Raw genomic sequence first — 25,392 nt, 5'->3', positions numbered from 1 at the left:
AACCGATGATCCAGACGATCGTGCTGGCCTTCCTGGCCGGACTGATGGGCACCAACGGCATCCCGCACTTCGTCAGCGGCATCACCGCCCGCGAGTACCCGAACCTGACCGGCAACTCCGCCACCAACAATGCGGTCGGCGGCCTGGCGGCGTTCGCGATCGCCGGCGTCCTCCTTGCCCTGGCGCAGGTCGGCGATCACCCTCATGCAGCCCTGATCGCCGGCTCCCTGGGAGTCGTCGGCATGACTGTTTTCCATGCACGGCGAGGCGCCTACCGAGTAAGTGTCAGGTTCGGGAAACCCCTACCCGAGTCCTGAAGGCTAAGGTCAAGGGCATGAGTGGTGAGGCGTTGCTGGTCTTCGACGACGGGTTGACGGCGTACGACTTCGGCCGTGGGCACCCGATGAGTCCGATCCGGGTGGAACTGACGATCAAGCTCGCCCGCGAGTTCGGCGTCCTCGACCAACTCAAGGTCGTGCCTGCCCCGACCGCCGACGACGCGCTGCTCGAGACCGTGCACACCGCGGAGTATGTGGCCGCGGTCAAGCATGCGGGGGAGAACCCCGACGACGCCGATCCCGCGCACGGACTGGGTACGTCGGACACGTATTGCTTCCCGAACATGCACGAGGTCTCCGCGCGGATCGCCGGCGCCTCGGTCGAAGCGGCCCGCTCGGTCTGGGAGGGCGACGTACTGCACGCCGCGAACGTCGCCGGGGGCCTGCACCACGCGATGCCCAACCAGGCCAGCGGTTTCTGTGTCTACAACGACCCGGCGATCGCGATCCAGTGGCTACTCGACCACGGCGCCGAGCGGGTCGCGTACGTCGACGTGGACGTTCACCACGGGGACGGCGTACAGACCGTCTTCTACAACGACCCGCGCGTCCTCACCGTCAGTCTTCACGAGTCGCCGACCACGTTGTTCCCGGGCACCGGAAGCGCCGGTGAGACAGGCGGCCCGGATGCCCAAGGTACGTCGGTCAACGTCGCGCTCCCGCCCGGGACAGGCGATGCGGGCTGGTTGCGGGCGTTCCATGCGGTCGTCCCCGATGTCGTGAAAGCGTTCCGTCCGAGCGTGCTGGTCACGCAGCACGGGTGCGACTCGCATGTCGAGGATCCGCTGGCGCATCTGACGAAGACGATCGACGGGCAGCGTGCGGCGTACCTGGCCTTGCATCAACTCGCGCACGAGGTGGCCGACGGGAAATGGGTCGCCACCGGCGGCGGCGGGTACGCGATCATCGACGTCGTACCGCGGGCCTGGACGCACCTGCTGGCGATCGTCGCCGGGCACCCGATCGACCCTGCCACCCTGGTGCCGGAGGCCTGGCGCGAGGAGGTCCAGCTGCGGTTCGGCCGGGTCGCGCCGGTGCGGATGACGGACGGCCGCGACGCGTCGTACGTCGACTGGTCGAGCGGTTACAACCCTGACACGTGGCTCGATCGCGCCATCAAGGCCACCCGCGACGCCAGCTTCCCTCTGTTGGGCCTCGATCCGACCTATTGAGCATCCGAGCTTCTGAGCCAGGACCGAGTCACACGAGTCCCCCTCTTTCCCATTCGTACCAACAGCCACTACGCTCGTGACATGCACGGACGGAGGTGCCGGAGGGGAAGCCGGCGCACGATCCGTGCTGGAAGTGCGGTGCGCAAATGGCATCAAAGAAGTCCGGTGGTGAGCAGCCGCTCGCCGAGGTGAAGTTCCTGACCGTGGCCGAAGTCGCCACGGCCATGCGCGTGTCCAAGATGACGGTGTACCGCTTGGTGCACTCCGGTGAGCTGCCCGCGGTGCGGGTGGGTCGTTCGTTCCGGGTGTCGGAGGACGCCGTGCACGACTACCTCAAGGGCGCCTTCTTCCAGGCCGGATAACCACGAGAAGCCGAAGGGGCCGGATCCGATCAGGACCGGCCCCTTCGTCATGTCCCGGGCCTGTTCAGCGCCCGAAGCGCCTTCGCTGCTTGTACGACGGCCTCGTCCGGCACTCCGGCCCACAGGTCGTGGTGGGCGGCCGAGCTCGCCTTCACAGCCTGCTCCGCCAGGCTGATGCCCTCCGGGGTCAGGCGGATCTGCGTCCCGCGGCCGTCGTCCGGATCGGATTCGCGGACGGCCAGGCCGCGGCGGACCAGCTGATTCGTCACGTTGCTGGTCCCGCCCGACGACAGCAGCAGACTCCGGACCAGGTCCGACGGCTTCTGGCGGTACGGCGCACCGGAGCGGCGCAGCGAGACGAGTACGTCGAACTCGGCCATGGTCAGCTCCAGGTCGCGCAGCACCCGCCGCGTCGACGCGTTCAGCTCGCCGGCCAGCAGCATGATCCGCTTCGTCAGCTCGCTGGTCGGATACAGCACCTCGGGCAGCTCCTGCTCCCAGGACGAGATCAGCCGGTCCACAGGGTCGTCGGTCACGGTTGACAGCTTATCTGCCTTTGATGATAGCTTTCTTCAAAGCTTTCTACTGAGGGAGATCGACGTGAGGTTGTTGCTCAAGGGCGGGACGGTGGTCGACACCTTCCCGGAGGTCGTCGTACGGCGCGACACCGACGTACTGATCGAGGACGGGCGGATCGCGGCGGTCGGGGCCGGGCTGACCGCGGACGCCGAGGTGATCGACGCGCGGGAGCGGATCGTGCTGCCCGGGTTCGTCGACACACATCGGCACCTGTGGCAGACCGCGTTGCGCGGGATCACCCTCGACGCCGGTCTCGGGGTGTACTTCGAGCGGGTGCTGGGCGGCTACGGGTCGAGGTTCCGCGCGGAAGATGTTGCGGCCGGCAACCTTGTCGGCGCGCTGGAGTGCTTGGACGCGGGCATCACCACGGTCCAGGACTACTCCCACGTGCAGCGTTCCCCGGAGCAGGCCGACGCGGCGCTGGACGCGTTGGAACGCAGCGGGATCCGGGCCGTCTTCGGGTACGGTCCCTCACCGCTCGGTGGTGGCGCGGTCGATGCCGGGGAGATGCGCCGGATCATGGGGCGCCGGTCCGAGCGCCTCGAGTTGGCGGTCGCGGCGATCGGGCCGGCGTACGCGCCGTTCGAGACGGTCCGCGAGGACTGGGAGCTGGCCGACTCACTCGGGGTGCCGGTCGTCGTCCATGTCAGCAGCACGGCGCAGGCCCCCGACCCGATCACGCGGTTGCGGGATGCCGGGCTCGCGCGGCCGAACACGCTGTACGTGCACGGCAACAACCTGCCCGACTCCGAGCTGAAGGTGATCGCCGAGACCGGTGCGGCCGTTTCGGTCACGCCGACGGTCGAGTCGCGGATGGAGATGGGCTCTCCGTTGTCCGGCCGGCTCCGCGAGGCCGGGATTCCCTTCAGCCTCGGGATCGACGTCGTGACCACGGCCGGCGGCGACATGTTCCGGGCGATGCACGAGGTGCTTTCCCTTGGCTACCAGGCATTCACGGCCGCGGAGGTGCTGCAGCTGGCGACGTACGGCGGAGCTCGAGCGCTCGGACTACCCGACGTGGGGTCACTCGCCGTCGGCAACAAGGCCGACGTCGTGCTGCTCCGCAGCATGGACATCAATCTCGCCGGCGGTCTGCACGACCCGGTCGCGACCGTGGTGACCGCCGCGCATCCGGGGAACGTGGACACGGTCCTGGTCGGAGGCACGCCGGTCAAACGCGACGGCCGACTCGTGAGCCCGTTGCTCCCAGCGGCCCTCGCCGACCTCGCCGAGTCCACCGCCTACCTCACCGAAGCCGCCTAGCGGCTGAGGAGCTTGCGGATGGCTGTGGTGATTTCGGGCGGGTTCTGCTCTGCCATGAAGTGTCCGGAGGTGGTGGTTTGATGATGGAGATCGGGGGCCCAGGTCTTCCAGCGGGCCGCGGCGTCGAAGCCGAGTGCGGCGCCCCAGTCCTGCTGGATCACCGTCACCGGCATCCGCAATTTGTTGCCCCGGGCAAGATCCTCCTCGTCGTGCTTGACGTCGACGGTCGCCGAGGCGCGGTAGTCCGCGACGATCGACGGCACCGCGTGCCGGCAGGCCTCCAGGTACGCTGCGCGGACGTCGGAGGGGATCGCCGCGGGATCGTTCGTCCACAGGTCGAGGAAGTACCCGAAGAACTCGTCCGAGCTGGCGGCGATCATCCGCTCAGGCAGGCCGACGGGCTGCGCCATCAGATACAAGTGGAACCCGACGGCTGCGGTCGTTCCGTGCATCACGTCCCACATGTCGAGCGTCGGCAACACGTCCAGGCACATCAGGTGTGTAACCACGTCCGGGTGATCGAGACCAGCACGGAACGCGACCAACGCACCCCGGTCGTGCCCGACCAACGCGAACTGCGAATGCCCCAACGCAGCCGCCACCGCGACAACGTCCGCAGCCATGCTCCGTTTCGAATACCCCTCAGCCGGCTTGTCGCTCGCGCCGTAGCCCCGAAGATCCGGGCAGATCACGGTGTGATCCACCGCCAACTCAGCCGCAACCCGCCGCCACATCAAATGCGTCTGCGGAAACCCGTGCAACAACACCACCGGAGTGCCCGAGCCGCCGACAGCAACATTCAGCACCACACCATCCGCACCCGGCACCCGCCGGTAGTCAAAGCCTTCAATCTCCATGCCGCCCAGCCTCACCGATCCGGATGAGCAACGAATGAGCGCTACCGTGACCGAGTGGAGTTCGGCGTACTGGGACCGGTGGTCGCCTGGGAGAGCGAGTCGTCCGACCTGAACCGGGAGCAGGTTGATTTGCGGGGGCCGCGGCATCGGGCCGTGCTGGCCCGGCTGATCGTGGCGCGGGGGCGGGTCGTGCCTGCGCAGGTGTTGGTGGACGACTTGTGGGTCGATCCGCCAGCGGGCGCGTTGAGTGCGGTGCGGACGTTCGTGGCCGCGCTGCGTCGAGCGATCGAGCCGGACCGCGCCCCGCGCGAACCAGCCCGACTCCTGATCACCGCAGGCCCCGGCTACGCCCTGAAAACAACAAACGTAGACGCCTGGCACTTCGAGAAGGCACTACGCGCCTCCACCCCGAGCGGCGGGCCAGCCGCGCAAGCGTCCGCTCCGAGCGGCGGGTCGGCCGTGGGAGCGGCGGGTGTGAGCCGTGGGTCAGCGGGGTTTGCGTCGTCGGAGGAGCGGTTGGATGAGCTTCTGGCCGGGTTGGGGTTGTGGCGGGGGCCGGCGTACGCCGAGTTCGTGGACGAACCGTGGGCGCTGGCCGAGCGGGCGCGACTGACCGAGTTGCGGCTGCATGCTGTGGAGCAGATCGCGGAAACCCGCCTGGAGATGGGCCTCGCAGCGGAGGCGGTGCCGGACCTCGACGCACACGTCATCGAGCACCCGTGGCGCGAGGACGCCTGGCGCTTGCTGGCCCTCGCCCTGTACCGGAGCGAACGGCAAGGCGACGCCCTCGCCGTACTGCGTCGCGCCCGGGAAACCCTGGTCGGCCAACTCGGCCTAGACCCCGGCCCCACGCTCACCCGCCTAGAAACCGACATCCTCAACCAGGCCCCCCACCTAACCCCGCCACCCCACCGCACCAGGCCACCCCAGCTCACCCAGACCGCCCATCCCACCGAGGCCGCGCATCCCACCCGGGCTGCCCATCCCACCGAGGCTGCCGAGCCCACCGATCCCACCGAGGCTGCCCATCCCACCGAGGCTTCCCAGGTCACCCCGCCCGCACGTCTCACTCAGCCTGGGCAGGCGACTCCGCCTGCACCTCTCGCCCCGCCTGGGCAGGTCGCTTCGGCTGGGGAGGTCGGCTCGGGCGCGCGGTTGGCGCAGGCTGGGAGTGTGTGGGCGGAGGCGGCCGCTGCGTATGACCGGGCCGTCGGGGGGACGCGGGCTCGGATCGAATCGACTGTCGGGCTGCTCCGCAATCTCGCGGTTACCGGTGGCGGCGGGCTGGAAGCGGCTCGTCGGCACCGGCTCGCAGCGATCGCCGCGGCTGAGGAGCTAGGCGATCCCGACCTCACCGCCCGCGTGATCGGTGCGTACGACGTACCAGCGATCTGGACCCGCTCCGACGACGAAGCGCAGGCAGCGGCCATCGTGGCCGCCGCCGAACGCGTACTGCCGACCCAGCATCACGCCAGCATCCGCGCACGACTGCTGGCCACGATCGCGCTCGAGTCCCGAGGCTCCCGCTCGCCGCGAGCACGGGAGGCGGCCCTCGAGGCCGAGCAACTAGCCCGCGGCCTCGACGACCCCGCGCTGCTGGCGTTCACGTTGAACGGCGTCTTCATGCAGACCTGTCACCGCGCCGGCCTCGCCCCACAACGCGACGCGATCGGCGCCGAACTCATCACCCTCGCGCAGCGCCACAACCTCTTTACCTACGAGGTTCTCGGCCACCTGATCAGGCTGCAATCCGCCTGCGCAAGAGCCGACCACACCGCCGCCGACGAACACGCAGCGGCCGCCGACGCGTTGGCCGCCCGGCACGAGCTCCCGCTCGTCGCCGTCTTCACTCGCTGGTACGCCGCCCTCCGCGACGACACCCCCGAGTCGTACCGCGCCGCAGCCGCCCTGCTCGACGACGCGGGCATGCCCGGCCTGAGCGCCGGTCTCCTCCCGCTGGCGTTGGCCGCACACGCCGTACGTCATGGCGAACCGATCCCGAAGGCCGACTACGGCCCGCACGCTCCGTGGGTGTACGGAGCGCCGGATCCGCCGCCCGGCCTGCTGTTGGAGGCGTACTGGGCCCTGACTGCCCACAGCACCCATGACCCCGAGCTGTTGGCAAAGGCGCAAGCCGCGTTGGCGCCGGCGGCCGACGAACACGCAGCCGGCAGCGGCCTGCTCACCCTCGGCCCGGTTGCCGACTATCTGCCTTAGAGGTCGTCCGGAGAACCGCTCTCGGACTTCCGATCGGCCTGCAGCCGCAGCTCGTGGTGCGACTGGTGTGCCGTGGTCCGGTACGCCTCGTCGTGCGCCGCGATCGCGCCCGCGACCCCCGACCCGCGCCCGTGGCGCTTCGCCCACGAGGCGAACCAGGTCAGCCCCGCCAGCACCACGGCGAGCCCAGCGAGAAACACCACGTACTCCATCCGGCCAAAGTACCTCGCGTTTGGTCACCGACCGATCGTGATCCGCTCCGGACCGTGGACACCGGAAACCGTCGGGATCGTTGCCGATGCGGTGCCTGACGTGGCGTCGCTCTGACTCGCAGCCTCCTCCCAGGAATCTTCCAGGGCCGTCGCAGACCGTGCGATCAGGATGGAGTCACCAACCTGAAGGAGGCTTCCGATGCCGATCCGAATCGTCAAGACCGTTGCCGTAGGCACCATCGCCACCCTGGGGCTCGCCGCCGTCGCCTTCACCCCCGCCGCCTACGCGAGCACCACCGCGAAGACAGCCACTCCCCACCTCGCCGTCCTCACCGAGCCGGTCGTCCCGGTCGCGGTCCGCAAAGCTGCCTGAGATGCTGACTGCATGGCAGCACGAGTGGTCGCCGACGGATTGGTGCTCCGCGCCTGGGAGCCGGCGGACGCGCCGGCGATGGTCGAACTGTTCGACGACCCAGAGGTGGCGTACTGGACACCGCTGAAGTCCCCCTTCGACCTCGCCGTCGCGACGGAGTACGTCGCGAACGCGCGCAGGGCGACGGACAAGCTCCAGTTGGCGATCACCACAGACGGTGTACAGCCGCTCGGCGAGGTCATGCTCAACCTCGCCACGGGCTCGCTCGGGTACGCGATCGGACCGGCGCATCGCGGGCAGCGTCTCGGGGTGCGGGCGCTGAAGGTGCTGACCGCCTACGCGCACGAAACGGCCGGCCTGCCGCGGGTGATTCTCGAGATCGAGCCGGACAATTCAGCAAGCACCGCGGTGGCGCGAGCAGCCGGCTACCGGCAGACCGACCTACCGCCGGAACATGTCGTGGACAAAGGTCGCGAGCTGACCCTGTTCACCTGGGAACACCTCGCCGAGTAGTGGGGATCAGGTCGAGAGACCAGTCGTTGCAGCGCATCCAGTGGCCTTTGGGATATTCGAAGTCGCGTTCACCGAGGAGGGTGAAACCGGCCTTCTGGCACAAGGCATTGGATGCCGCGTTGGCCACTCCGGGGTACGCATGCAACGTCCGATGCGAGCCGGCGTCGGCCGCGACCTTCGCCACCTCATGTACGGCGGCCGTGGCCAGTCCACGCCCCTGGAACTCGGGCAGAATCGACCACCCCGTCTCCCAGACAGTCTCGTCGTTCTCGCTGTGCTCCCAGTAGCCGATCAACCCGGCGCGCTCGCCCTCCTCGGTGACGATCACGAACATCTGTCCGGTGAAAGCGTTCTCGACGTACTTCCGATGCCGGTCCCGCAGCTTCTCGGGCGTCTCCGGACCGCCGAGGTACGCCGTCATCTCCGGCGTATTGCACCGCTCGAGCAGCCGGAAGTCCTGCTCAGTCCAGGAAACCAGCGTCACCATGCCAGCAGTACATCAGCCGCCGCCGACAACCTCAGGCCGGGCGGTGGGCTCGGAAGGCGAAGGCGTGCGGGACGTCGTAGCCGCCGGGCTCCTCGAAGCGGTCCACGACCAAGCCGCTGCTGATCACGGCGTTCAGGTAGTCCGCCAGCGGGACATGGTTCATGCCGATGCGGCGGCGGATACCGTCCTCGCTCCACCAGGGCGACTCGGTGTGCCAGCCGGAGTGCCGGTACGTCGGGTGTACGATCCGGCGACCGTCCTCGGCGTACACGACGTGCGGACCGTTGAAGCACGGGTGCACGCCGTACACGACCAGCACCCCGCCGGGTCGCAGTACTCGCGCCGCCTCCAGGAGGACCGCACCGAAGTCGTCCACATCGGTGGAGGTCCACAGCGTGATCGCAGTGTCGAACGACGCGTCCGCGAAGGGCAGGGCCGCAGCGTCGCCGTGCAGCAGTGGACCGTCGGTACGCGTCCGGGCGCGGCCGAGTTGGTCGATGGAGTAGTCCAGCCCCACAACGGTGCGCCCGCTGGCGCGGATGCTCTCGAAGTTCCGCCCGGTGCCGCAGCCGATGTCGAGGCACGGCCCGGATCCAGGCCCGAGGAGGTCCAGCAGGCCCGGCTGATGAGGCTCGGCGTCCTTCCCGAAGCGTTCGTCGTACCACTCCGCAAGACCGTCATACCGAGCCCGCATCCAGCCTCCCCAGGTAAGGTCCCAGTCTACTGGTGCAGCCTGCTTTAGGTCGGGACAGTGACCTACGGGTAAGCTTTGCCGACGTTCTCTTTGAGTTTGGATGGTCAGACGTGGGTTCCGTAATCAAGAAGCGCCGCAAGCGTATGGCGAAGAAGAAGCACCGCAAGCTGCTGAAGAAGACGCGGGTGCAGCGCCGCAAGCTCGGCAAGTAGCCGGGCAGTACTGGCCTGCCGCGCCCGGTCCGGCTGGGGGTTGCTCGTGGCACAGGTAGTGATGGTGACCGGCGTCTCGAGGGACGCCGGTGCTCGCTGTGCCCGCAGACTGGCCGACGACCCGTCGATCGGCACCGTTCTCGGTGTCGACGTGGTTCCGCCGCGCGCGGAGCTGGGGCGGGTCCGGTTCGTCCGGGCGGATATTCGTAATCCGGTGATCGCCAAGGTGATCGCCGCCGAGGACGTGGACACGGTCGTCCACACCGGCGTTGTGGCCACGCCCGGCAGCGCCGGTGGCCGGTCGTCGATGAAGGAGATCAACGTCATCGGCACCATGCAGCTGCTCGCCGCCTGCCAGAAGGCGCCCGGCGTGGCCAAGCTGGTGGTGAAGTCGTCGACGACGGTGTACGGCGCGGGTCCGCGGGATCCGGCGATGTTCACCGAGGAGATGGCGCCGCGGGCGATCCATCACCACGGATTGAGCAAGGACGCCGTCGAGGTCGAGGGCTACGTGCGGGGCTTCGCCCGGCGCCGCCCCGACGTCTGCGTCAGCACGCTCCGGATGGCGAACTGGATCGGCCCCAAGACCGATTCCCCGATCACGCGCTACTTCGCGATGCCCGTCGTACCGACCGTGTTCGGGTACGACGCCCGCCTGCAGTTCCTGCACGAGGACGACGGTGTCGAGGCGATCCACCACGCGACCGTCAACGATCTTCCGGGGACCTTCAACCTGGCCGGTGACGGCGTGCTGTCGCTGTCCCAGGCGATCCGCCGCCTCGGCCGGCCGACGCTGCGGCTTCCTTCGTTCACGGCGTCCAGCACTGCGGCCGTCGTACGACGAGCCCGGCTGGCGGACTTCTCGCCGGACCAGATCACCTTCCTGACCTACGGGCGGGGTGTGGACACGACACGGATGCGGACCGAGTTCGGATTCGAGCCGAAGTACTCGACTGCGGAGGCGTTCGACGACTTCCGGCGATCGCTCGGGACCGGCGCGATGACCCGGGTGGCCGGTTTGCTCACCGCCGGCCTGGGGGCGCTGCGTGGCTGACGCGGACGTGATCCCGATCGGCTCCGCCGGCCGGCCGGGCCGGGGGAGCGGACGTCGTACGACGCCCTCGGCCGCGGCTCGTGCGCTCGCGGGGCAGGGCGGTCGCGGGAAGAAGAACAGCCGCGCCCGAGCGCAACGTGACGAGCGAGTCGACGCCGACGTCACGGCGAGCCGTGCCTCGAAAAGCGGCCCCGCGACGGGCAGGCCGTCTGCCGAGGAGCCGGTCGAGCCGGTTGGCGCCGTACCGGATGTCGATGGGCCCGAGGCGCCTGCTGGTTCTGAATTCGCCGGGCTCGAGCAGGCGGTGCGGGGACTGTTCGGTGAGGACGGGGAGCGGCGGGTCGCCGAGTGGCTCGCGTTCCTGCGCCGGCGGCTGACCGGGGAGTACGAGCTCGACGAGTTCGGGTACGACTCCGACCTGACCGACCAGGTGCTGCTGCCGATGCTGCGCCCGATGGTGGAGAAGTGGTTCCGCGTCGAGGTCCGCGGGATCGAGAACATCCCGTCCGACGGCAGCGCCCTGATCGTCGCTAACCACTCGGGCACGATGCCGCTCGACGGGCTCGTCACGCAGGTGGTCGTCGCGGATCACACCGGCCGGCCGCTGCGCACGCTCGCCGCCGACCTGGTGTTCCAGACCCCGTTCGTGGGTGAGTTGTCACGCAAGGGCGGTGCGACGCTGGCGAACAACGACGACGCCGAGCGGCTGCTCCGGCAGGGGAACCTGGTCGGTGTCTGGCCGGAAGGTTTCAAGGGGCTCGGGAAGCCGTTCTCCGAGCGGTACAAGCTGCAGCGCTTCGGGCGCGGCGGGTTCGTCAGCGCGGCGATGCGGACCGGCGTACCGATTGTTCCTTGCTCGATCGTGGGCGCCGAGGAGATCTACCCGCTGGTCGGCAACATCGCCTCGCTGGCACGGTTGCTGGGCGTCCCGTACATCCCGGTCACGCCGTTCTTCCCGCTGCTCGGGCCGCTCGGCCTGATCCCGCTGCCGTCCAAGTGGCTGATCGAGTTCGGCGAACCGATCCGCACCGACGACTTCCCCGACGGCGCCGCCGACGACCCGATGCTGGTCTTCAACGTCACCGACCAGGTCCGCGAAACCATCCAGCAAACCCTCTACACCCTCCTCATGCAACGCCGCAGCGTCTTCTTCTGACGCCACCCCGGCCCCCACCCCGCCATCGCCCCACCGGTCTCGTGGCCCAACCAAGCACGCACTCACCCACCCTGTGTAGCCCGCCGACGCGGCTGACGGTGAGGTCGAACGACGCAGCCCCGGCACGTGGTGCTTGTGCCGGGGCTGCGCGGTGCTCGGGTCCTGTTACTTCCAGGGTGGGAAGAGGGTTTGGATGATTCCGGGCAGGTTGATCAGTGGTGTTGTCGGGAACGGCCACGGCCAGGACGGTGTGGCCGGGGGCAGCGTTGAAGGCAGCACGGTGGGCGTCGCAATCGGCGAGTTTGACGACGACGGCCGAGGTGGGGTCTTCAGGCTGGTCGGAGGCGGAGCGGTGGACTGCACGATGGTGGTGTTCGGCAGCTTGGTCGGCACCGTGGTCGGCTGCTGAGAGATCGAGTTGACCGGTGTCGGGATCGTCGTCGACGCCTTGGGGCTCGACGACGCCTTGGCCGGGTTGCTCGACTCGGAGCCGGTGCCGGGGCTGGTGCGGTTCGGCTGGTTGTTGTTCGTGCCGGTGCTCGGCGCACCCGACGGCTTCGGTGCCGCACACTTCGGGCATGCCGCCGAGGTGTGCTGCGCCAGCTGCTCGATCGTGGCCAGTGCCTCGACCCCGGACTTCAGCGACTCCGGCGGGAGTTTCGGCGCGAGCTCGACCAAAGCCTGGCGGGCGCTGGTGATGAACGCCGTGATCGCGGAGATCGAACTCTCGTCGTTGTCCTGCTGGTACGACGCGACCAGTCGGGACACGCCCTTGCGGGCCTGCGCCGAGAAGTCGTCCAGCGTCGCGTTGATCGTGCCCACGGAGCCGCCGTTCTGGGCCAGCTCGCGGACTTCGGACAGTCGGGTCTCGCGTGCTCGAGATCGCGCCGGCCGCGGGAGTCGTCCCCGACTCCGACATTGGTCGCCACGTTCTCGATGCTGCGCTTCATTCCGTACAAGGTGTCGCCGGGCATGGCCTGCTGAGCGGCGGCGGCGGAACCGATGCCACCTCCGAGCAGCACCAGCGCGGCGGTGCTGGCCACGAGCCGGATCCTCCGGCCCTGGCGACGACGGATATCTGTCACGGACGCGCCAACGTCCTCGCTACCCGGCGGGTCGTCCGAGTCGTCTGGTGCGGTGTGCACCGTCAACGGAGTCGCAGTGGTCGCCGCGCGCGCCGCCGCCTGCTCCAACAGGCGGTGCCGCAGCTCGGCACTGAACTCCGGTCGCGGGGCAACTGCGCCGGCGGTCCTCAGCCGTCCGACGAGCTCCACAGCTTCCAGTAACTCGGGGTCATCGCCCAGTCGCGTGGAGTGACGGGGCCCGTGATCGACGGCGTGCGCGAATGCCTCCGCGCGCGCTCGAGCCCTGTGTAGGTCACTCATGAGTTCTCGTTCTCCTCAATGGCCAGTCGGGGTCACCGACAGGTCCTCACCAGGCAAACGAGGTAACTCCCTGACGGGTTACGAAAGACGTTCGTTGTCATCCGCCTCATCTCAAGTCCTTGGGGATAACCTTCGCCAAGTGCCGTACGGCCCTCAGCTGGAGCTGCTTCACGGCGCCCTCGGATTTCTCCAGCGCCTTGGCCGTTTCGGCGATCGACAGACCGGCGAAGAACCGCATCGTCAAGCAGTCGCGCTGCTCGTCGGGCAGGCCGGCAACCGCGTCCCGTAGGACCTCGGCGGTGGCCGCGGCCAGTACGTCGATCTCCGGGCCTTCGGTCTGCCGGTCGTGGGTCTCGATCTCGTCGGTGACCACCTCGAGCCGGACCCGGCCCGACTTGTAGTGGTCGGTGATCAGGTTCCGGGCGATCGTCACCAGCCAGGCTCCGAAGTCCCGGCCCTGCCAGCGGAACGAGTCCAGCGCACGGAGCGCCCGGACGAAGGTCTCGCTGGTCAGGTCCTCGGCGAGTGCCGAGGACGACACCCGTGCGTAGATGTAGCGATAGACGGTGAGCGAGTACTCGTCGTACAGCTCACCGAAGGCACCGACGTCCCCGGCCTGGGCGCGATCGACGAGCTCCGCACGTCTCATCCCGTCCGGGCTTGGCTCCGGCGTGGTCAAGTGTTCTCCCCGTTCAACTGACACGTCGTTCGACACATCCGCGAATGGCCACAGCGACTGGGACAGCACTGAACGTTACTGATCAGATACGTGCTGTCAACAGGCTGGGGCGTGCCGCCTTCCGTCCGGTCCGAAGGTCTGTGAATGCGCCAGCGGACTGCGTCCGCGGGACGGAGCAGCCTGCTGTCGGGGGTGTTGCATTGCGCATGAAGGTCCCCGCTCGCGGGCGGGTTTCTGCAGTGTGAGGTTCAACAGAAGCGCGCTCGCGAAGTCACCTGTATATCGGTGGTTACGCTCCGCTGCAACCATTCTGTGAAAGACGGTTCCTCTCGCAGCGAATCCCGGCCGTGACAGACTCGCCTGGTGAACGTGAATTTCGCGGACATTCTTCGTGACACAGCGCAACGGCACGGCGAGCGTCCCGCGCTGGTCGACGGGGATCGGCGGCTCACCTGGAGCGAGCTCGACCAAGCCGTCGACCGGACCGCGCAGGGCCTCGCCGCGGCCGGCCTGGTACCGGGGTACCGGGTGCTGCTCCTGGTTGCCAACAGCATCGAGTTCGTCACGTCCTACCTGGGCATTCTCCGGGCCGGGCTGGTCGCCGTACCGCTGAACACCGGGCTCACCAAGCCCGAGCTGGCAGCCGTCACGGCGCACTCCGGGGCCCGGCTGGCGATCGCCGGACCGGGTCTCGCGGACCGGTTCGAAGGCGTTCGCGTGGTGGCACCCGACGAGCTTCAAGGTAACGCTCCGTTACTGCCGTCGAAAGATCCCGAGACGCTCGCGGTCCTGCTCTACACGTCCGGAACCAGTGGAGATCCGCGCGCCGCGATGCTGACCCATCGCGCCCTCGCGGCGAATGTGCGGAACCTCAGCGAGCTCGGCGAGGACCGGATGGGGCCCGAGGACGTGGTGCTGGGGGTGCTTCCGATGTTCCACGCGTTCGGCCTGAACGCGGTCCTCGGCTGGGCGGTCGCCACCGGCGCCGCGCTCGTTGTCGAGCAGCGCTTCGATCCCGACGAAACGCTGGATCTGGTCGGCCGGTACGGCGTGACACGGCTGCCGCTCGCTCCGCCTGCACTGAACGCGCTGCTGACCCGGTCCGATCTGCGGGAGGCGCTCAAGACCGTCAAGGTCGTGCTGACCGGCGCGTCCACGCTGGATCGCGCGCTCGCGGACCGCTTCGAGCGGGCCACCGGGCTGCACGTCCACCAGGGGTACGGACTGACCGAGGCGTCCCCGGGTGTCACCACGACCCTGGGCGAGGCCGAGCCGAAGCCCGGCTCGGTCGGTCGCCCGCTGCCCAACGTCGAGGTCCGGATCGCCGACGAGCAGGGCGAGGACGTCGAAGGCGACGACCCCGGCGAGATCCTGATCCGCGGCGGCAACCTGTTCTCCGGCTACTGGCCGGACGGCGTCGACGGCCCCGACGCGGAGGGCTGGTACCGGACCGGCGACGTCGGGTTCCTGGACGCGGACGGCGACCTGTTCCTGGTCGACCGGCTGCGGGAGCTGATCATCGTGTCCGGGTTCAACGTCTTCCCGAGCGAGGTGGAGGACGTGCTGGTCGCCGCTCCCGGCGTACGGGAGGCCGCGGTCATCGGCGTACCGTCCGAGGAGACCGGCGAGGCGGTCAAGGCCTTCGTCGTTCCGTTGCCGGACGCATCGGTCGATGTCGCCGCGGTCCGCGAGTACGCGGAGGGCCGGCTGGCGCGGTTCAAGAGCCCGGTCGAGATCGAGGTGGTGGACAACCTGCCGCACTCGGTCACCGGCAAGGTCGCGAAGGGCCGGCTCCGGGAGGCGGATCGATGAGTCGCGTGGTCATGTACGGGAAGCCCGGGTGTCATCTGTGCGACGACGCGCGGGAGGTCATCCGCGCGGTCTGCGCCGAGGTGGGGGCGGACTGGTCCGAGGTGGACATCACGCAGGACGACCGGTTGTTCACGCAGTACGGCGAACAGATCCCAGTGACGTTCGTGGACGGGAAGCAACACGACTTCTGGCGCGTCGACCCCGCCAGACTACGAAAGGCCCTGATGAGGTAAGGGCGCATCTCTCAATCCCACGCCTACTGCGCGGCACTCGGCGGGCACCTCGCCGAGCACCTGCTCGCGACGGCGTGGGATTGAGAGATGCGCCCTAGGTCACTTCCGCCGATTTTGTTCTCACGTTCACAAGCTCCTAGAGTAAGAGAGCCGCCGGCCGTCAGACCGCGGTGAACCAACCGCTCCCAGGAGAATTGTGACGCGTGCCAGCAGCCGTCGCCCCGGCCCGCCGACGAGAACCGAACGCGGCATCCCCGAGGCGACTGTCGCGCGCTTGCCGGTCTACCTGCGGGCCCTGACCGCGCTCTCGGACAGTGGCATCGCGACCGCGTCGAGCGAGGACCTGGCGACCGCGGCCGGCGTCAACTCGGCCAAGCTCCGCAAGGACCTGTCCTACCTCGGCTCCTACGGCACCCGCGGCGTCGGGTACGACGTGGAGTACCTGAGGTACCAGATCGCCCGCGAGATCGGCGTCACCCAGGACTGGGCCGTGGTCATCGTCGGGATCGGAAACCTGGGCCACGCGCTGGCGAACTACTCGGGCTTCGGCACCCGCGGCTTCCGGATCGTCGCCCTGCTGGACGCCGACCCGACCCTGGTCGGCGAGCGGATCGGCGAGATGGAGGTCCGCGACTTCGCCGAACTCGAGGACATCGTCAAGGCCGACCGGGTCTCGATCGGGGTCATCACCACGCCCGCCGGTCCCGCGCAGGACGTCTGCGACCGGCTGGTCGCCGCCGGCGTGACCAGCATCCTGAACTTCGCGCCCGTGGTGCTGTCCGTGCCCGACGGCGTCGACATCCGCAAGGTGGACCTCTCGATCGAGCTGCAGATCCTGGCGTACCACGAACAACGAAAGTCCGGAGAGGCGGCGCTCCCCCAGGTGCCCGAACTACCAGCGCTGAACGGTATGCCGGATCTCCCGAGTGTCGGGGGAGGTGTCGGAGCGTGAACGAGCGAAGCGAGTTCACCATCCAACACAGCGCGGTTTGTGCCTCATCCGCGCCCGGAGCGAAGCGAGGACGCGGATGAGCTACCTCGTGGTCGGTATCAGTCACCGTTCCGCTGCCATCGACGTACTGGAGCGGGTCGCGCTCGACGCGGACGCGGCGACCAAGGTGGCCCTGGCGGTGCGGGACTCGGCGGCCGTCGCGGAGTCCGCGGTCCTTGCCACCTGCAACCGGACCGAGGTCTATGCGACCGTCGACCGGTTCCACGCCGGGATGGACGAGGTCACCGCGATCCTGTCCGACGTCACCGGCGTACCGCTGCTGGATCTGGCCGAGCACCTCTACGTGCACTTCGAGGAAGGCGCGGTCGCGCACCTGTTCCAGGTCGCGGTCGGGCTGGACTCGATGGTCGTCGGCGAGAGCCAGATCCTCGGCCAGGTGAAGGAGACGCTGCGCGTCGGCCAGGACCTGGAGACCGTCGGCACCGACCTGAACGCCTTGTTCCAGCACGCGTTGCGGGTCGGCAAGCGGGCCCGCACCGAAACCGGGATCGACTCGGCCGGCCGCTCGGTCGTCTCGGCCGGGCTGGACGCCGTCGGCGGCTTCGCGGGCCGGCGTGCACTGGTCGTCGGCGCCGGCTCGATGGCCTCGCTGGCCGCCCAGACGCTGCTCAACGGCGGCGCGAAGACCGTAACCATTGCCAACCGCAACTACGACCGGGCGGTCGCGCTGACCGACCGGATCGGCGGTACGGCGATCCGCCTGGCAGACGTGCCCGAAGCCTTGCGCGACGCCGATCTGGTCGTGTCGTGCACCGGCGCGCGCGGCGTCGTACTGACCGCCGAGACGATCCGCGACGCGACCGACGGCCGGCCGCTCGGCGTCCTCGACATCGCGCTGCCGCGGGACGTCGCTCCCGAGGCGGCCCGGATCCCCGGCGTCACACTGATCACGCTGGCCGACCTGATCGGTACGGCGGGCGGCAGCCAGGCCGACATCGACGAGGTACGCCGGATCGTCGGCGAGGAGACCGGTTCGTTCGAGGCGACCCGCCGGGCTGCTTCGGTGGCGCCGACCGTGGTCGCGCTGCGGGCGATGGCGAGCTCGCTGGTCGACGCTGAACTGGCCCGCCTCGAGCGCCGGCTGCCCGAACTCGACGAGCACGAACGGCACGAGGTCGAGCGGACCATCCGCCGCGTCGTCGACAAGGTGCTGCACAACCCGACGGTCCGGGTGAAGGAGCTCGGCGGCGATCCGGGCGGACCCACGTACGCCGATGCGCTGCGGCAACTGTTCGCGCTCGACCAGGCGACTGTGGATGCGGTCACGACCGCGAAGACGCCGGCGGAGACGAGCAACACCCGCGCCGACTCGAATGCGACCGGAGGTGAGCAGGCATGATCCGGCTCGGTACCCGCCGCTCCAAGCTGGCGACCGCGCAGTCGACGATCGTGGCCGACCAGCTGCGCGCGCTCGGTCACGAGGTCGAGCTCGTCCTGATCACGACCACCGGCGACGTGAACCGCGCACCGGTCGAGCAGATCGGCGGCACCGGCATCTTCGTCAGCGCACTGCGCGACGCGCTGCTGGGCCACGAGATCGACATCGCCGTGCACTCGTTGAAGGATCTGCCGACCACGCCGCTCGACGGCCTGACGCTCGGTGCCATTCCGGTTCGCGAGGACCCGCGCGACGTTCTCGTCGCCCGCGACGGCCTGACGCTCGGCGAACTGCCGCGCGGCGCCCTGGTCGGCACCGGCGCCGCACGGCGCGCCGCGCAGCTCGACGCGCTCGGCCTCGGCATCGAGTGCACCGGGATCCGCGGCAACGTGGACACCCGGATCAGCCTGGTCACCGACGGCAAGTTGGACGCCGTAGTGCTCGCGAGGGCAGGCCTGTCCCGGTTGGGCCGGCTCGCCGAGGTGACCGAGACCCTGGACCCGATCCAGATGCTGCCCGCGCCGGGACAAGGTGCCCTGGGCATCGAGTGCCGCGCGGACGACACCGCCGTACTGGCCGCGCTGGCCCCGCTGGAGGACCCGGCGACCCGCGTGGCGGTGACGGCGGAACGTCAACTGATGGCCACGCTGGAGGCAGGGTGCACGGCTCCGGTCGGTGCCCTCGCCGAGGTGGTCGAGGGTGAGGACGGCCCCGAGCTCTGGCTGCGGGGCGCGCTCGGCCAGGACGACGGCGTACGGCGGCTCTCCGCGAACGGGCCGGTGGACGACCCGGTGTCTCTCGGCAAGGCGCTGGCGAACGAGTTGCTGGAGCGAACATGACACCGGCACAGGGCACGAGCACTGCGGCCCATCAGCAGGGCAAGAAGACGGCCCACAGGACGAGCAGGAAAACGACGAGGGCGAAGGCAGACGTGAGCGCGAAGACAGCCGCAACCGCGGCACCTCAGAAGGCCGCGACCAGTACCGCCAAGCAGACCAAACCGCTCGGCCATGTCACATTCGTCGGCGTCGGCCCCGGTGACCCGGCGCTGCTGACGCTCGCGGGCCGGGACGTGCTCGCGAACGCCGACGCGGTCGTTGTCGAGGGCCCCGAACACGACGCGTTCCTGACCTACTGCAGGCCGGGCGTCGAGGTCGTGGACGGCTCCGGCGCCGAGGGCAGCCGGGCGCTGCGGGTCGCGGCCCGGGCCCGGCTGGTGGTGAAGACGGCCAAGTCCGCGGCGAACGTGGTCCGGCTGCTGACCGGCGACCCGTTCACCTTCTCCAGCGGCGCCGAGGAGGCGGCCGCGTGCAAGAAGGCGGGAATCGGGTTCAACGTGGTGCCGGGTGTGAGCGAGGTGAGCGCGGTTCCGACGTACGCCGGGATCCCGCTGACCATGAAGGGCGACCGCGAGGTCACCGTCGTCGACCTCGCCGAGAACAAGCTCGACCTGAGCCGCCTGCAGCCCAGGCAGACACTCGTCCTGCTGAACGCCTCCGAGGTGCTGAAGGAGACCGTCGCGGCGCTGGTCGAGGCCGGCTTCGAGGCGTCCACCCCGGTCGCGGCGACGGTCTGCGGTACGACGACCTCGCAGACCAGCGTGGTGGGGACGCTCGAGACGATCGTCACCGACCTGCGGGCCGCGAAGGTGACCGGCGAGGCCGTGATCGTGGTCGGTTCGGTCGTCGAGCAGCGCGAGGCGCTGTCCTGGTTCGAGACCAAGCCGCTGTTCGGCTGGCGGATCCTGGTGCCGCGGACCAAGGACCAGGCCGGCCCGCTGATGGACCGGCTGCGTCGGTACGGCGCGATGCCCGAAGAGGTCCCGACGATCTCGGTCGAGCCGCCGCGCAACCCGCAGCAGATGGACAAGGCGATCCGCGGTCTGGTCGAGGGCCGCTACGAGTGGGTCGCGTTCACCTCGGTCAACGCGGTGAAGGCGGTCCGGGAGAAGTTCGACGAGTACGGGCTGGACGCGCGGGCGTTCTCCGGGCTGAAGATCGCGGCGGTCGGCGACAAGACCGCCGAGGCGATCGGGGCCTGGGGCATCCGTCCGGACCTGGTCCCGTCCGGTGAGCAGTCCGCCGCCGGGCTGGTCGAGGACTGGCCGCCGTTCGACGAGGTGCTGGACCCGATCAACCGGGTCTTCCTGCCGCGCGCGGACATCGCCACCGAGACCCTGGTCGCGGGCCTGACCGATCTCGGCTGGGAGGTCGACGACGTCACGGCGTACCGGACCGTCCGGGCCGCTCCGCCGCCCGCGCCGACCCGCGAGGCGATCAAGTCCGGCAAGTTCGACGCGGTCGTGTTCACCTCGTCCTCGACCGTGCGCAACCTGGTGGGCATCGCCGGCAAGCCGCACGCGTCGACGGTGATCGGCGTGATCGGCCCGGCGACGCTGAAGACCGCCGAGGAGCACGGCCTGCGGGTCGACGCGATGGCCGAGACGCCGTCCGTCGAGGAGCTGGCCGACGCCCTCGCCCGGTTCGGTGCGGATCGGCGTGACACCATGGTGGAGGCCGGCGAGCCGGTCACCCGCCCGTCCGAACGTCGGTCTGGTTCTCGTCGAAAGAGCTGAATGTGCCTGGATTCCCGGAAGTGAGGCCGCGGCGACTGAGGTCGTCGGAGGCGGTGCGCAGGCTGGTCGCGGAGACCTCCCTGGAGCCGCGGCAGCTGATCCTGCCGATGTTCATCCGGGAAGGCGCGCGCGAGCCGATCGCGATCAAGTCGATGCCGGGCGTCGTACAGCACACCCGGGACACGGCGCGGAAGGCGGTCGCCGAGGCGGCTTCGTTGGGCCTCGGCGGCGTGATGCTGTTCGGCGTACCCGCTGACAAGGACGAGGTCGGGTCGGGTGCGCTGGACCCGGACGGGATTCTGAACGTAGCGATCCGGGACGCGGTGTCCGAGGCCGGTGACTCCTTGCTGGTGATGTCGGACCTATGCCTGGACGAGTTCACGTCCCACGGACACTGCGGCGTACTGGACTCCTCCGGGCGCGTGGACAACGACGCGACGCTGAAGATCTACGCGGAGATGGGTGTCGCGCAGGCAACCGCCGGCGCGCATGTCGTCGGTCCGTCCGGGATGATGGACGGCCAGGTCGGCGTCATCCGTACGGCGCTGGACGCGGCCGGATTCATCGACACGGTGATCCTGGCGTACGCCGTCAAGTACGCGTCGGCGTTCTTCGGGCCGTTCCGGGAGGCCGTCGACTCGTCGCTGACCGGTGACCGCAAGACCTACCAGCAGGACAACGCGAACGCCCGCGACGCGATCCGCGAGGTCGACCTCGACATCGCCGAGGGCGCCGACATCGTGATGGTCAAGCCCGCGCTGCCGTACCTGGACATCGTCCGCCAGATCCGCGACCACGTGAACGTCCCGGTCGCGGCGTACAACATCTCCGGCGAGTACGCGATGGTCGAGGCCGCCGCCGCCAACGGCTGGATCGACCGCGACAAGGCCATCCTCGAAACCCTCACCTCGATCCGCCGAGCCGGCGCCGACACCATCCTCACCTACTGGGCCACCGAAGTAGCCCAACACCTGAACTACCGCTGACGTCGTTGCCGAACGGCGAAGGGGGCAGCGGGTGCCTGGCACCTGAACTGGTGGGCTTGCACAGGAAATAGCAGGTCTCGCCCCACCACGTTCTGTCTCCACTCGCCATTTGCTGTCTCCACCCACCACAACGGTCGGGTCAATCCATGAGGCGCGCCGAGTCGGGCGATGGTGTGCAAGCTCGACAGGTAGAGCACCTGCGAGACACCGTACGCACGTCCACGATCACGCTCAGGTGCACTACCCCGCCGACCGACACGTCCTGTCCAAATACACGCCGGCTGTCCGAGAGGACCGCTGATCAGCGCGTCACTGAGTAGTCGGATTGGGTGAAGCCGGCTTTTAGGGTGCGGGTGGCGTTGTGGGTCAGGGGGATGTCGGTGGGGACGGGGCCGAAGAGGGGGATGCCGGCGCCTAGGAGGACGGGGGCGGTGGTGATGGTGAGTTCGTTGAGGAGGCCTGCCGTGAGGAACGTCTGGATCGTCGCGGCTCCGTCGGTGTAGATGCGTTGGGCGCCGCGGTCGTTGAGCGTCTCGACGAGGGCGTCCAGGGTGCGGTGGACGAGAATGCGGTCGTCGATGTCGGGGTCGAGCGTGGTGCTCAGGACCTCGACCTGCTTGCCGTCGTACGGCCAGCTGTCGAACGTGCAGACCAGCTGGTACGTGTTGCGCCCGAGTACGACGGTGTCCACCGACGCCAGGAACTCGTCGTACCCGGTCTCCCCGGCATGCTCCGCACGACTGGTCAACCAGTCGATGGACCCGTCGACCCGCGCGATGTACCCGTCGAGGCTGGTGGCGATGAACGCAGCAGCATGAAAGCTCACCTTGTCATTGTCTCAACCCTTCAAGCCGGTTTGGGCGAGGCCTTCGACGAATTGGCGTTGGGCCAGGACGAAGATGATGAGGACGGGGAGGGCGGACAGGGTTGCGGCGGCGAGCTGGGTGTTCCACATGGGGCCGCCGTACGCGTCGACGTACTGGGTGAGGGCCTGGGGGACGGTGAACTTCTGCTTCGAGGAGAGGAACACGATCGGCTCGAGGTAGAGGTTCCAGCTGTGCAGGAACGTGAAGATCGACACCGCGCCGATCGCCGGCCTGGCCAGCGGGAGGCACACGCGCCAGAAGAGGCCGAAGCGACCGAGCCCGTCGACGCGGCCGGCCTCCTCGAGCTCGGTCGGCAGGGTGATGAAGAACTGCCGCATGATGAACGTCGCCAGCACGCTCGGCGCACCGAGCATCGGGATCAGGATCAGCGGCCAGTGCGTGTCCACCAGCCCGAACGCGTCGAACATCCGGTACAGCGGGATGATCGTCACCTCGTTCGGCACCAGCAACCCGCTGAGCACGATGACGAACACAACCCCGGCGCCGCGGAACTTCACCCGCGCGAACGCATACCCGGCCAGCGCCGACACCGCCAGGGTCCCGATGGTGACGACCAAAGCGATGTAGAGGCTGTTCAAGTACTGCCGGCCGAAGGGTTGCAACTCGAACACCTGGCGATAGGCGTCCAACGTCGGCGATCCCGGCAGCAGCGACGGCGGGAACGCGAAGATCTCGGCCACCGGCTTCAGCGACGTCGTCGCCATCCACCAGATCGGGAACACGAACGGCACACAGCACACCAGCAGTACGCCGTAGATCAGCAACTTAAGCCTCATGGAACACCCACCTACGACGCATCCGCCACTGGACCGCCGTCAGCGCCAGGACGATCAAGAACAGCAGCAGCGACAGGGCCGAGCCGTATCCGAAGTGATGGAACTGGAACGCTTGCTGGTACAGGTAGTAAACGAGCACGGTAGTCGACGTCTCAGGCCCGCCTTGGGTCAGTACGGCGATCTGCGCGAACACCTGCAGCGACCCGACGATGGTCAGGATCATCGTCAGCAGAATCGTCGGACTGATGAGTGGCACGGTCACCCGACGGAACCGGGCCCACGCGGACGCGCCGTCGATCCGGGCCGCCTCGTACAGCTCGGCCGGAACGCCCTGCAGCGCGGCCAGGAACAGCACCATGTTGAGGCCGACGTTCTTGAACAGCTGGACCACGATCACCGACGCCATCGCCGTACCGCCGGATCGCAGCCAGTTCGGACCGTCGATCCCGAGCACGTTCAAGAACCCGTTCACGCCGCCGTTGTCCTGCAGCAGGAACCCCCACACGATCGTCCAGGCGACCAGCGTCACCACGACCGGTGAGAAGAACAGTGTCCGGAAAACCACCGTGCCGCGGAGCTTCTGGTTCAGCAGTACAGCGAGGAACAGCGCCAGGCTGAGGTTCAGCACCACCAGCCCGAACGAGAAGAGACCTGTTGCCCTGAGCACCGGACCGAGTCGTTGGTCGTCGGCCAGCGCCGCGTAGTTGTCGCCGCCGACGAACTCGAACGTCCCGCCCAGCACGTTCCACTCGTGCACGCTGTACCAGACCACGAGCCCGAGCGGAACGATGACAAAGGCAACGATCCCGGCGAGCTGCGGAAGCACCATCAGCCACCCGGCCAAGGTGTCCCGCCGCCGCATCGTCCAGTACGGCGCGCGCTCGGTCGGCGCCCGGGGCGGCGCCGGTTTGTCGAGGAGCAAGGTCATTTCGCCAGGAGGGGGTTGATCTTCGAGCAGACGCCGGACATCACCGTTTTCACGTCGGCATCCGGCTTCCACAGCGGGTCGAGGGCGGCGCGGACGGTCTGCTGCAGCTCGGCGTACCCGGTATGGCTGGTCTTGATGTCGCCGCGCTGGATGCCGTCGATGACGACACTCTGCAGCTGGGCCGGCTTGAGCAACGGGTTGGCCTTGGCGAGCGTTGCGGCGTTCAGTTGCGACTTGCGCGGCGGCGGGAAGAACTGCGCGAGCTTGGCCGAGTTCTCGGCGTTGCTGAAGAAGGCCAGGAACTGCTTGGCCGCGTCGGCGTGCTTGCCGCGCTTGAAGACACCGATCCCGGCCTGACCGACGACGGAGTACTCGCCGGACGGGCCCTTGGGCAGCGGCACCAGGTCCCACTTGAACTTGGACTTTTCGAGCAAGGCCGCGCGGCTGATCTGGGTCAGGATCATCGCCGAGTCACCGGCGTAGAAGTCCTTCGTCACGCCCGGACCCGGCATGCCCTTGTCGGTGAAGATCAGCTTGTGGATGAACGTCATCGCGTCGACCATCGCGGGCTGGTCGAAGCCGCAGGTCTTCCCGTCCTCGCTCCACGGCCGCGCGCCCCAGCCGGACCAGATCGAGTTCAGTGTGTCCCAGCCCTTGTAGTCGAAGTCGCCGACCACGAGCCCGCCCTTACCCCGGGCCTGTACGGCGGAAGCCGTCTTGGCGGCCTCGTCCCAGGTCCAGGTCCCGGACGCGATCTGCTGGGCCGGAGCCGGCCGCCCCGCCGCTTTCACCAGGTCGGTGTTCACGAACACCCCCAGCGGCGAGGTGGAGAACGGGTACGCGTAGAGCTTGCCGTCCTTCTCCCAGTTGGCCGTCGTACTCGGCACCAGATCGGCGTCCTTGTCGATCGGCTCGAGCGCGCCCGAGCTGACGAAGTCCGGTGCGGTGCTCTCCAGGATCCACGCCAGGTCGGGCACGTTGCCGCCGCCGATCTGCGTGGTCAGCGTGGTCGTGTAGCTGTCGAACGGGATCGACTCGAAGGTGATCTTGCCGATCTCGGGATGGTCCTTCTTGTAGTCGGCGGCGATCTGGTCGAACAACGCCAGATGCTTGGCGTTGGCGCTCCAGATCGTCATCCGCAGGTCCACCGGACCCGAAGAGCCGGAGCCGCCGTCGGACGAGCCGCCGCAGCCCGCAAGGGCCAGCAGAGCGGCGGCCACACCGGCCGCTGTCAGGGAACGGAGTTTCATCG

Annotated in this window: 28 protein-coding genes; 17 read left to right on the top strand and 11 right to left on the bottom strand. The window is 68.7% G+C overall.

From position 1 onward, the window contains the following. Positions 1-5: 5 nt before the first annotated feature. From EV651_RS35665 to EV651_RS35655, 3 genes are all read left to right on the top strand, one after another. Positions 6-317 carry a hypothetical protein gene (locus EV651_RS35665; protein ID WP_133789662.1) on the top strand — a complete coding sequence of 104 codons (312 nt, stop codon included), beginning with the start codon at positions 6-8 and terminating at the stop codon, positions 315-317. A 17-nt stretch (positions 318-334) separates the two neighbouring features. After that, the gene (locus tag EV651_RS35660) at positions 335-1,510 is read left to right on the top strand and encodes an acetoin utilization protein AcuC (RefSeq protein ID WP_133789661.1); all 1,176 of its coding nucleotides are present in this window, start codon (positions 335-337) and stop codon (positions 1,508-1,510) included. A gap of 146 nt (positions 1,511-1,656) precedes the next feature. Then, the gene (locus EV651_RS35655; RefSeq protein WP_012923942.1) at positions 1,657-1,872 is read left to right on the top strand and encodes a helix-turn-helix domain-containing protein; all 216 of its coding nucleotides are present in this window, start codon (positions 1,657-1,659) and stop codon (positions 1,870-1,872) included. 47 nt (positions 1,873-1,919) lie between these two features. On the opposite strand, the gene EV651_RS35650 is transcribed toward EV651_RS35655, so the two are convergent. Beyond that, positions 1,920-2,408, bottom strand: coding sequence for a MarR family winged helix-turn-helix transcriptional regulator (locus tag EV651_RS35650; protein WP_133789660.1), 489 nt, complete (start codon positions 2,406-2,408; stop codon positions 1,920-1,922). A gap of 64 nt (positions 2,409-2,472) precedes the next feature. Between EV651_RS35650 and EV651_RS35645 the strand changes: the two genes are divergently transcribed. After that, positions 2,473-3,714, top strand: coding sequence for an amidohydrolase family protein (locus EV651_RS35645; protein WP_238157403.1), 1,242 nt, complete (start codon positions 2,473-2,475; stop codon positions 3,712-3,714). Here the strand turns inward: EV651_RS35645 and EV651_RS35640 are convergent. Then, entirely contained in the window at positions 3,711-4,571 is an 861-nt protein-coding gene (locus EV651_RS35640) for an alpha/beta fold hydrolase (protein ID WP_133789659.1), read from the bottom strand. The genes EV651_RS35645 and EV651_RS35640 overlap by 4 nt on opposite strands. Positions 4,572-4,625: 54 nt before the next feature. Here EV651_RS35640 and EV651_RS35635 point away from each other — a divergent pair, with 54 nt between their 5' ends. After that, a complete protein-coding gene (locus EV651_RS35635) occupies positions 4,626-6,788 on the top strand; it encodes a BTAD domain-containing putative transcriptional regulator (RefSeq protein ID WP_133789658.1) in 2,163 nt (720 codons plus the stop codon). On the opposite strand, the gene EV651_RS35630 is transcribed toward EV651_RS35635, so the two are convergent. Further along, positions 6,785-7,000 carry a hypothetical protein gene (locus EV651_RS35630; RefSeq protein ID WP_133789657.1) on the bottom strand — a complete coding sequence of 72 codons (216 nt, stop codon included), beginning with the start codon at positions 6,998-7,000 and terminating at the stop codon, positions 6,785-6,787. The genes EV651_RS35635 and EV651_RS35630 overlap by 4 nt on opposite strands. 199 nt (positions 7,001-7,199) lie before the next feature. On the opposite strand from EV651_RS35630, the gene EV651_RS41660 reads away from it, so the two are divergent. Together EV651_RS41660 and EV651_RS35625 are read left to right on the top strand one after the other, a co-directional pair. Continuing rightward, the gene (locus EV651_RS41660; protein ID WP_166658898.1) at positions 7,200-7,373 is read left to right on the top strand and encodes a hypothetical protein; all 174 of its coding nucleotides are present in this window, start codon (positions 7,200-7,202) and stop codon (positions 7,371-7,373) included. 12 nt (positions 7,374-7,385) lie between these two features. Further along, entirely contained in the window at positions 7,386-7,886 is a 501-nt protein-coding gene (locus EV651_RS35625) for a GNAT family N-acetyltransferase (RefSeq protein ID WP_133789656.1), read from the top strand. On the opposite strand, the gene EV651_RS35620 is transcribed toward EV651_RS35625, so the two are convergent. Both EV651_RS35620 and EV651_RS35615 read right to left on the bottom strand, forming a co-directional pair. Continuing rightward, positions 7,861-8,373 (bottom strand): GNAT family N-acetyltransferase, encoded by a 513-nt coding sequence (locus EV651_RS35620; protein ID WP_133789655.1) that lies wholly within the window; start codon positions 8,371-8,373, stop codon positions 7,861-7,863. The genes EV651_RS35625 and EV651_RS35620 overlap by 26 nt on opposite strands. A 31-nt stretch (positions 8,374-8,404) precedes the next feature. Next, a complete protein-coding gene (locus tag EV651_RS35615) occupies positions 8,405-9,067 on the bottom strand; it encodes a class I SAM-dependent methyltransferase (RefSeq protein ID WP_133789654.1) in 663 nt (220 codons plus the stop codon). A gap of 110 nt (positions 9,068-9,177) precedes the next feature. Between EV651_RS35615 and EV651_RS35610 the strand changes: the two genes are divergently transcribed. The 3 genes from EV651_RS35610 to EV651_RS35600 all read left to right on the top strand — a co-directional run bounded on the left by EV651_RS35610 (position 9,178) and on the right by EV651_RS35600 (position 11,489). Beyond that, positions 9,178-9,279: a 30S ribosomal protein bS22 gene (locus EV651_RS35610; RefSeq protein WP_008356322.1), complete on the top strand. Its 102-nt coding sequence runs from the start codon at positions 9,178-9,180 to the stop codon at positions 9,277-9,279. A gap of 61 nt (positions 9,280-9,340) precedes the next feature. Further along, positions 9,341-10,333: an NAD-dependent epimerase/dehydratase family protein gene (locus tag EV651_RS35605; protein WP_133789690.1), complete on the top strand. Its 993-nt coding sequence runs from the start codon at positions 9,341-9,343 to the stop codon at positions 10,331-10,333. After that, positions 10,326-11,489, top strand: a complete 1,164-nt coding sequence (locus tag EV651_RS35600) for a lysophospholipid acyltransferase family protein (RefSeq protein WP_133789653.1) — start codon at positions 10,326-10,328, stop codon at positions 11,487-11,489. The genes EV651_RS35605 and EV651_RS35600 overlap by 8 nt, the downstream gene beginning before the upstream one ends. Positions 11,490-11,654: 165 nt before the next feature. Here the strand turns inward: EV651_RS35600 and EV651_RS42740 are convergent, their stop codons facing one another. Both EV651_RS42740 and EV651_RS35590 read right to left on the bottom strand, forming a co-directional pair. Continuing rightward, entirely contained in the window at positions 11,655-12,311 is a 657-nt protein-coding gene (locus tag EV651_RS42740; RefSeq protein WP_238157402.1) for a hypothetical protein, read from the bottom strand. Between the two features lie 669 nt (positions 12,312-12,980). Further along, complete coding sequence (locus tag EV651_RS35590; RefSeq protein WP_130384882.1) at positions 12,981-13,523, bottom strand: sigma-70 family RNA polymerase sigma factor; 543 nt, start codon at positions 13,521-13,523, stop codon at positions 12,981-12,983. 393 nt (positions 13,524-13,916) lie between these two features. On the opposite strand from EV651_RS35590, the gene EV651_RS35585 reads away from it, so the two are divergent. The 7 genes from EV651_RS35585 (at position 13,917) to hemB (ending at position 21,549) form a co-directional block, all read left to right on the top strand. Continuing rightward, positions 13,917-15,365, top strand: coding sequence for a class I adenylate-forming enzyme family protein (locus EV651_RS35585; RefSeq protein ID WP_133789652.1), 1,449 nt, complete (start codon positions 13,917-13,919; stop codon positions 15,363-15,365). Continuing rightward, entirely contained in the window at positions 15,362-15,598 is a 237-nt protein-coding gene (locus EV651_RS35580) for a glutaredoxin family protein (RefSeq protein WP_133789651.1), read from the top strand. Before EV651_RS35585 ends, EV651_RS35580 begins: the two co-directional genes overlap by 4 nt. A 196-nt stretch (positions 15,599-15,794) precedes the next feature. Further along, the gene (locus EV651_RS35575) at positions 15,795-16,550 is read left to right on the top strand and encodes a redox-sensing transcriptional repressor Rex (RefSeq protein ID WP_133789650.1); all 756 of its coding nucleotides are present in this window, start codon (positions 15,795-15,797) and stop codon (positions 16,548-16,550) included. A gap of 76 nt (positions 16,551-16,626) precedes the next feature. Beyond that, the gene (locus EV651_RS35570) at positions 16,627-17,949 is read left to right on the top strand and encodes a glutamyl-tRNA reductase (protein ID WP_133789649.1); all 1,323 of its coding nucleotides are present in this window, start codon (positions 16,627-16,629) and stop codon (positions 17,947-17,949) included. After that, the gene (hemC, locus tag EV651_RS35565) at positions 17,946-18,827 is read left to right on the top strand and encodes a hydroxymethylbilane synthase (protein WP_133789648.1); all 882 of its coding nucleotides are present in this window, start codon (positions 17,946-17,948) and stop codon (positions 18,825-18,827) included. Before EV651_RS35570 ends, hemC begins: the two co-directional genes overlap by 4 nt. Continuing rightward, complete coding sequence (locus EV651_RS35560) at positions 18,824-20,563, top strand: uroporphyrinogen-III synthase (RefSeq protein WP_133789647.1); 1,740 nt, start codon at positions 18,824-18,826, stop codon at positions 20,561-20,563. The genes hemC and EV651_RS35560 overlap by 4 nt, the downstream gene beginning before the upstream one ends. A 2-nt stretch (positions 20,564-20,565) precedes the next feature. After that, on the top strand, positions 20,566-21,549 hold the full coding sequence (hemB, locus tag EV651_RS35555) for a porphobilinogen synthase (RefSeq protein WP_133789646.1): 984 nt from the start codon (positions 20,566-20,568) through the stop codon (positions 21,547-21,549). A gap of 301 nt (positions 21,550-21,850) precedes the next feature. Here the strand turns inward: hemB and EV651_RS35550 are convergent, their stop codons facing one another. The 4 genes from EV651_RS35550 to EV651_RS35535 are packed head-to-tail and all read right to left on the bottom strand — an operon-like array spanning position 21,851 to position 25,390. Next, a complete protein-coding gene (locus EV651_RS35550; protein WP_133789645.1) occupies positions 21,851-22,375 on the bottom strand; it encodes a dihydrofolate reductase family protein in 525 nt (174 codons plus the stop codon). A 12-nt stretch (positions 22,376-22,387) separates the two neighbouring features. Continuing rightward, positions 22,388-23,212, bottom strand: coding sequence for a carbohydrate ABC transporter permease (locus EV651_RS35545; protein WP_133789644.1), 825 nt, complete (start codon positions 23,210-23,212; stop codon positions 22,388-22,390). Then, on the bottom strand, positions 23,202-24,140 hold the full coding sequence (locus EV651_RS35540) for a carbohydrate ABC transporter permease (protein WP_133789643.1): 939 nt from the start codon (positions 24,138-24,140) through the stop codon (positions 23,202-23,204). The genes EV651_RS35545 and EV651_RS35540 overlap by 11 nt, the downstream gene beginning before the upstream one ends. Further along, the gene (locus EV651_RS35535) at positions 24,137-25,390 is read right to left on the bottom strand and encodes a sugar ABC transporter substrate-binding protein (protein WP_133789642.1); all 1,254 of its coding nucleotides are present in this window, start codon (positions 25,388-25,390) and stop codon (positions 24,137-24,139) included. The genes EV651_RS35540 and EV651_RS35535 overlap by 4 nt, the downstream gene beginning before the upstream one ends. Positions 25,391-25,392: the final 2 nt, after the last annotated feature.

The sequence above is a fragment of the Kribbella sp. VKM Ac-2571 genome, assembly GCF_004362255.1.
GTDB classification, from domain to species: Bacteria; Actinomycetota; Actinomycetes; order Propionibacteriales; family Kribbellaceae; genus Kribbella; species Kribbella pratensis.
The sequence above is the reverse complement of the archived record's forward strand: the minus strand, read 5'-3'. Positions and strand labels throughout refer to the sequence as shown.

What these genes read in the sequence shown, in the direction of transcription:
- EV651_RS35580 (WP_133789651.1), top strand. Translation starts at nt 15,362, where the DNA reads ATGAGTCGCGTGGTCATGTACGGGAAGCCCGGGTGTCATCTGTGCGAC.
- EV651_RS35570 (WP_133789649.1), top strand. Translation starts at nt 16,627, where the DNA reads ATGAGCTACCTCGTGGTCGGTATCAGTCACCGTTCCGCTGCCATCGAC.
- EV651_RS35540 (WP_133789643.1), bottom strand. Translation starts at nt 24,140, where the DNA reads ATGACCTTGCTCCTCGACAAACCGGCGCCGCCCCGGGCGCCGACCGAG.
- EV651_RS35535 (WP_133789642.1), bottom strand. Translation starts at nt 25,390, where the DNA reads ATGAAACTCCGTTCCCTGACAGCGGCCGGTGTGGCCGCCGCTCTGCTG.
- EV651_RS35615 (WP_133789654.1), bottom strand. Translation starts at nt 9,067, where the DNA reads ATGCGGGCTCGGTATGACGGTCTTGCGGAGTGGTACGACGAACGCTTC.
- EV651_RS35620 (WP_133789655.1), bottom strand. Translation starts at nt 8,373, where the DNA reads ATGGTGACGCTGGTTTCCTGGACTGAGCAGGACTTCCGGCTGCTCGAG.
- EV651_RS35660 (WP_133789661.1), top strand. Translation starts at nt 335, where the DNA reads ATGAGTGGTGAGGCGTTGCTGGTCTTCGACGACGGGTTGACGGCGTAC.
- EV651_RS35590 (WP_130384882.1), bottom strand. Translation starts at nt 13,523, where the DNA reads ATGAGACGTGCGGAGCTCGTCGATCGCGCCCAGGCCGGGGACGTCGGT.
- hemC (WP_133789648.1), top strand. Translation starts at nt 17,946, where the DNA reads ATGATCCGGCTCGGTACCCGCCGCTCCAAGCTGGCGACCGCGCAGTCG.
- EV651_RS35605 (WP_133789690.1), top strand. Translation starts at nt 9,341, where the DNA reads ATGGTGACCGGCGTCTCGAGGGACGCCGGTGCTCGCTGTGCCCGCAGA.
- EV651_RS35560 (WP_133789647.1), top strand. Translation starts at nt 18,824, where the DNA reads ATGACACCGGCACAGGGCACGAGCACTGCGGCCCATCAGCAGGGCAAG.
- EV651_RS35640 (WP_133789659.1), bottom strand. Translation starts at nt 4,571, where the DNA reads ATGGAGATTGAAGGCTTTGACTACCGGCGGGTGCCGGGTGCGGATGGT.
- EV651_RS35545 (WP_133789644.1), bottom strand. Translation starts at nt 23,212, where the DNA reads ATGAGGCTTAAGTTGCTGATCTACGGCGTACTGCTGGTGTGCTGTGTG.
- EV651_RS35630 (WP_133789657.1), bottom strand. Translation starts at nt 7,000, where the DNA reads ATGGAGTACGTGGTGTTTCTCGCTGGGCTCGCCGTGGTGCTGGCGGGG.
- EV651_RS35655 (WP_012923942.1), top strand. Translation starts at nt 1,657, where the DNA reads ATGGCATCAAAGAAGTCCGGTGGTGAGCAGCCGCTCGCCGAGGTGAAG.
- EV651_RS41660 (WP_166658898.1), top strand. Translation starts at nt 7,200, where the DNA reads ATGCCGATCCGAATCGTCAAGACCGTTGCCGTAGGCACCATCGCCACC.
- EV651_RS35625 (WP_133789656.1), top strand. Translation starts at nt 7,386, where the DNA reads ATGGCAGCACGAGTGGTCGCCGACGGATTGGTGCTCCGCGCCTGGGAG.
- EV651_RS35665 (WP_133789662.1), top strand. Translation starts at nt 6, where the DNA reads ATGATCCAGACGATCGTGCTGGCCTTCCTGGCCGGACTGATGGGCACC.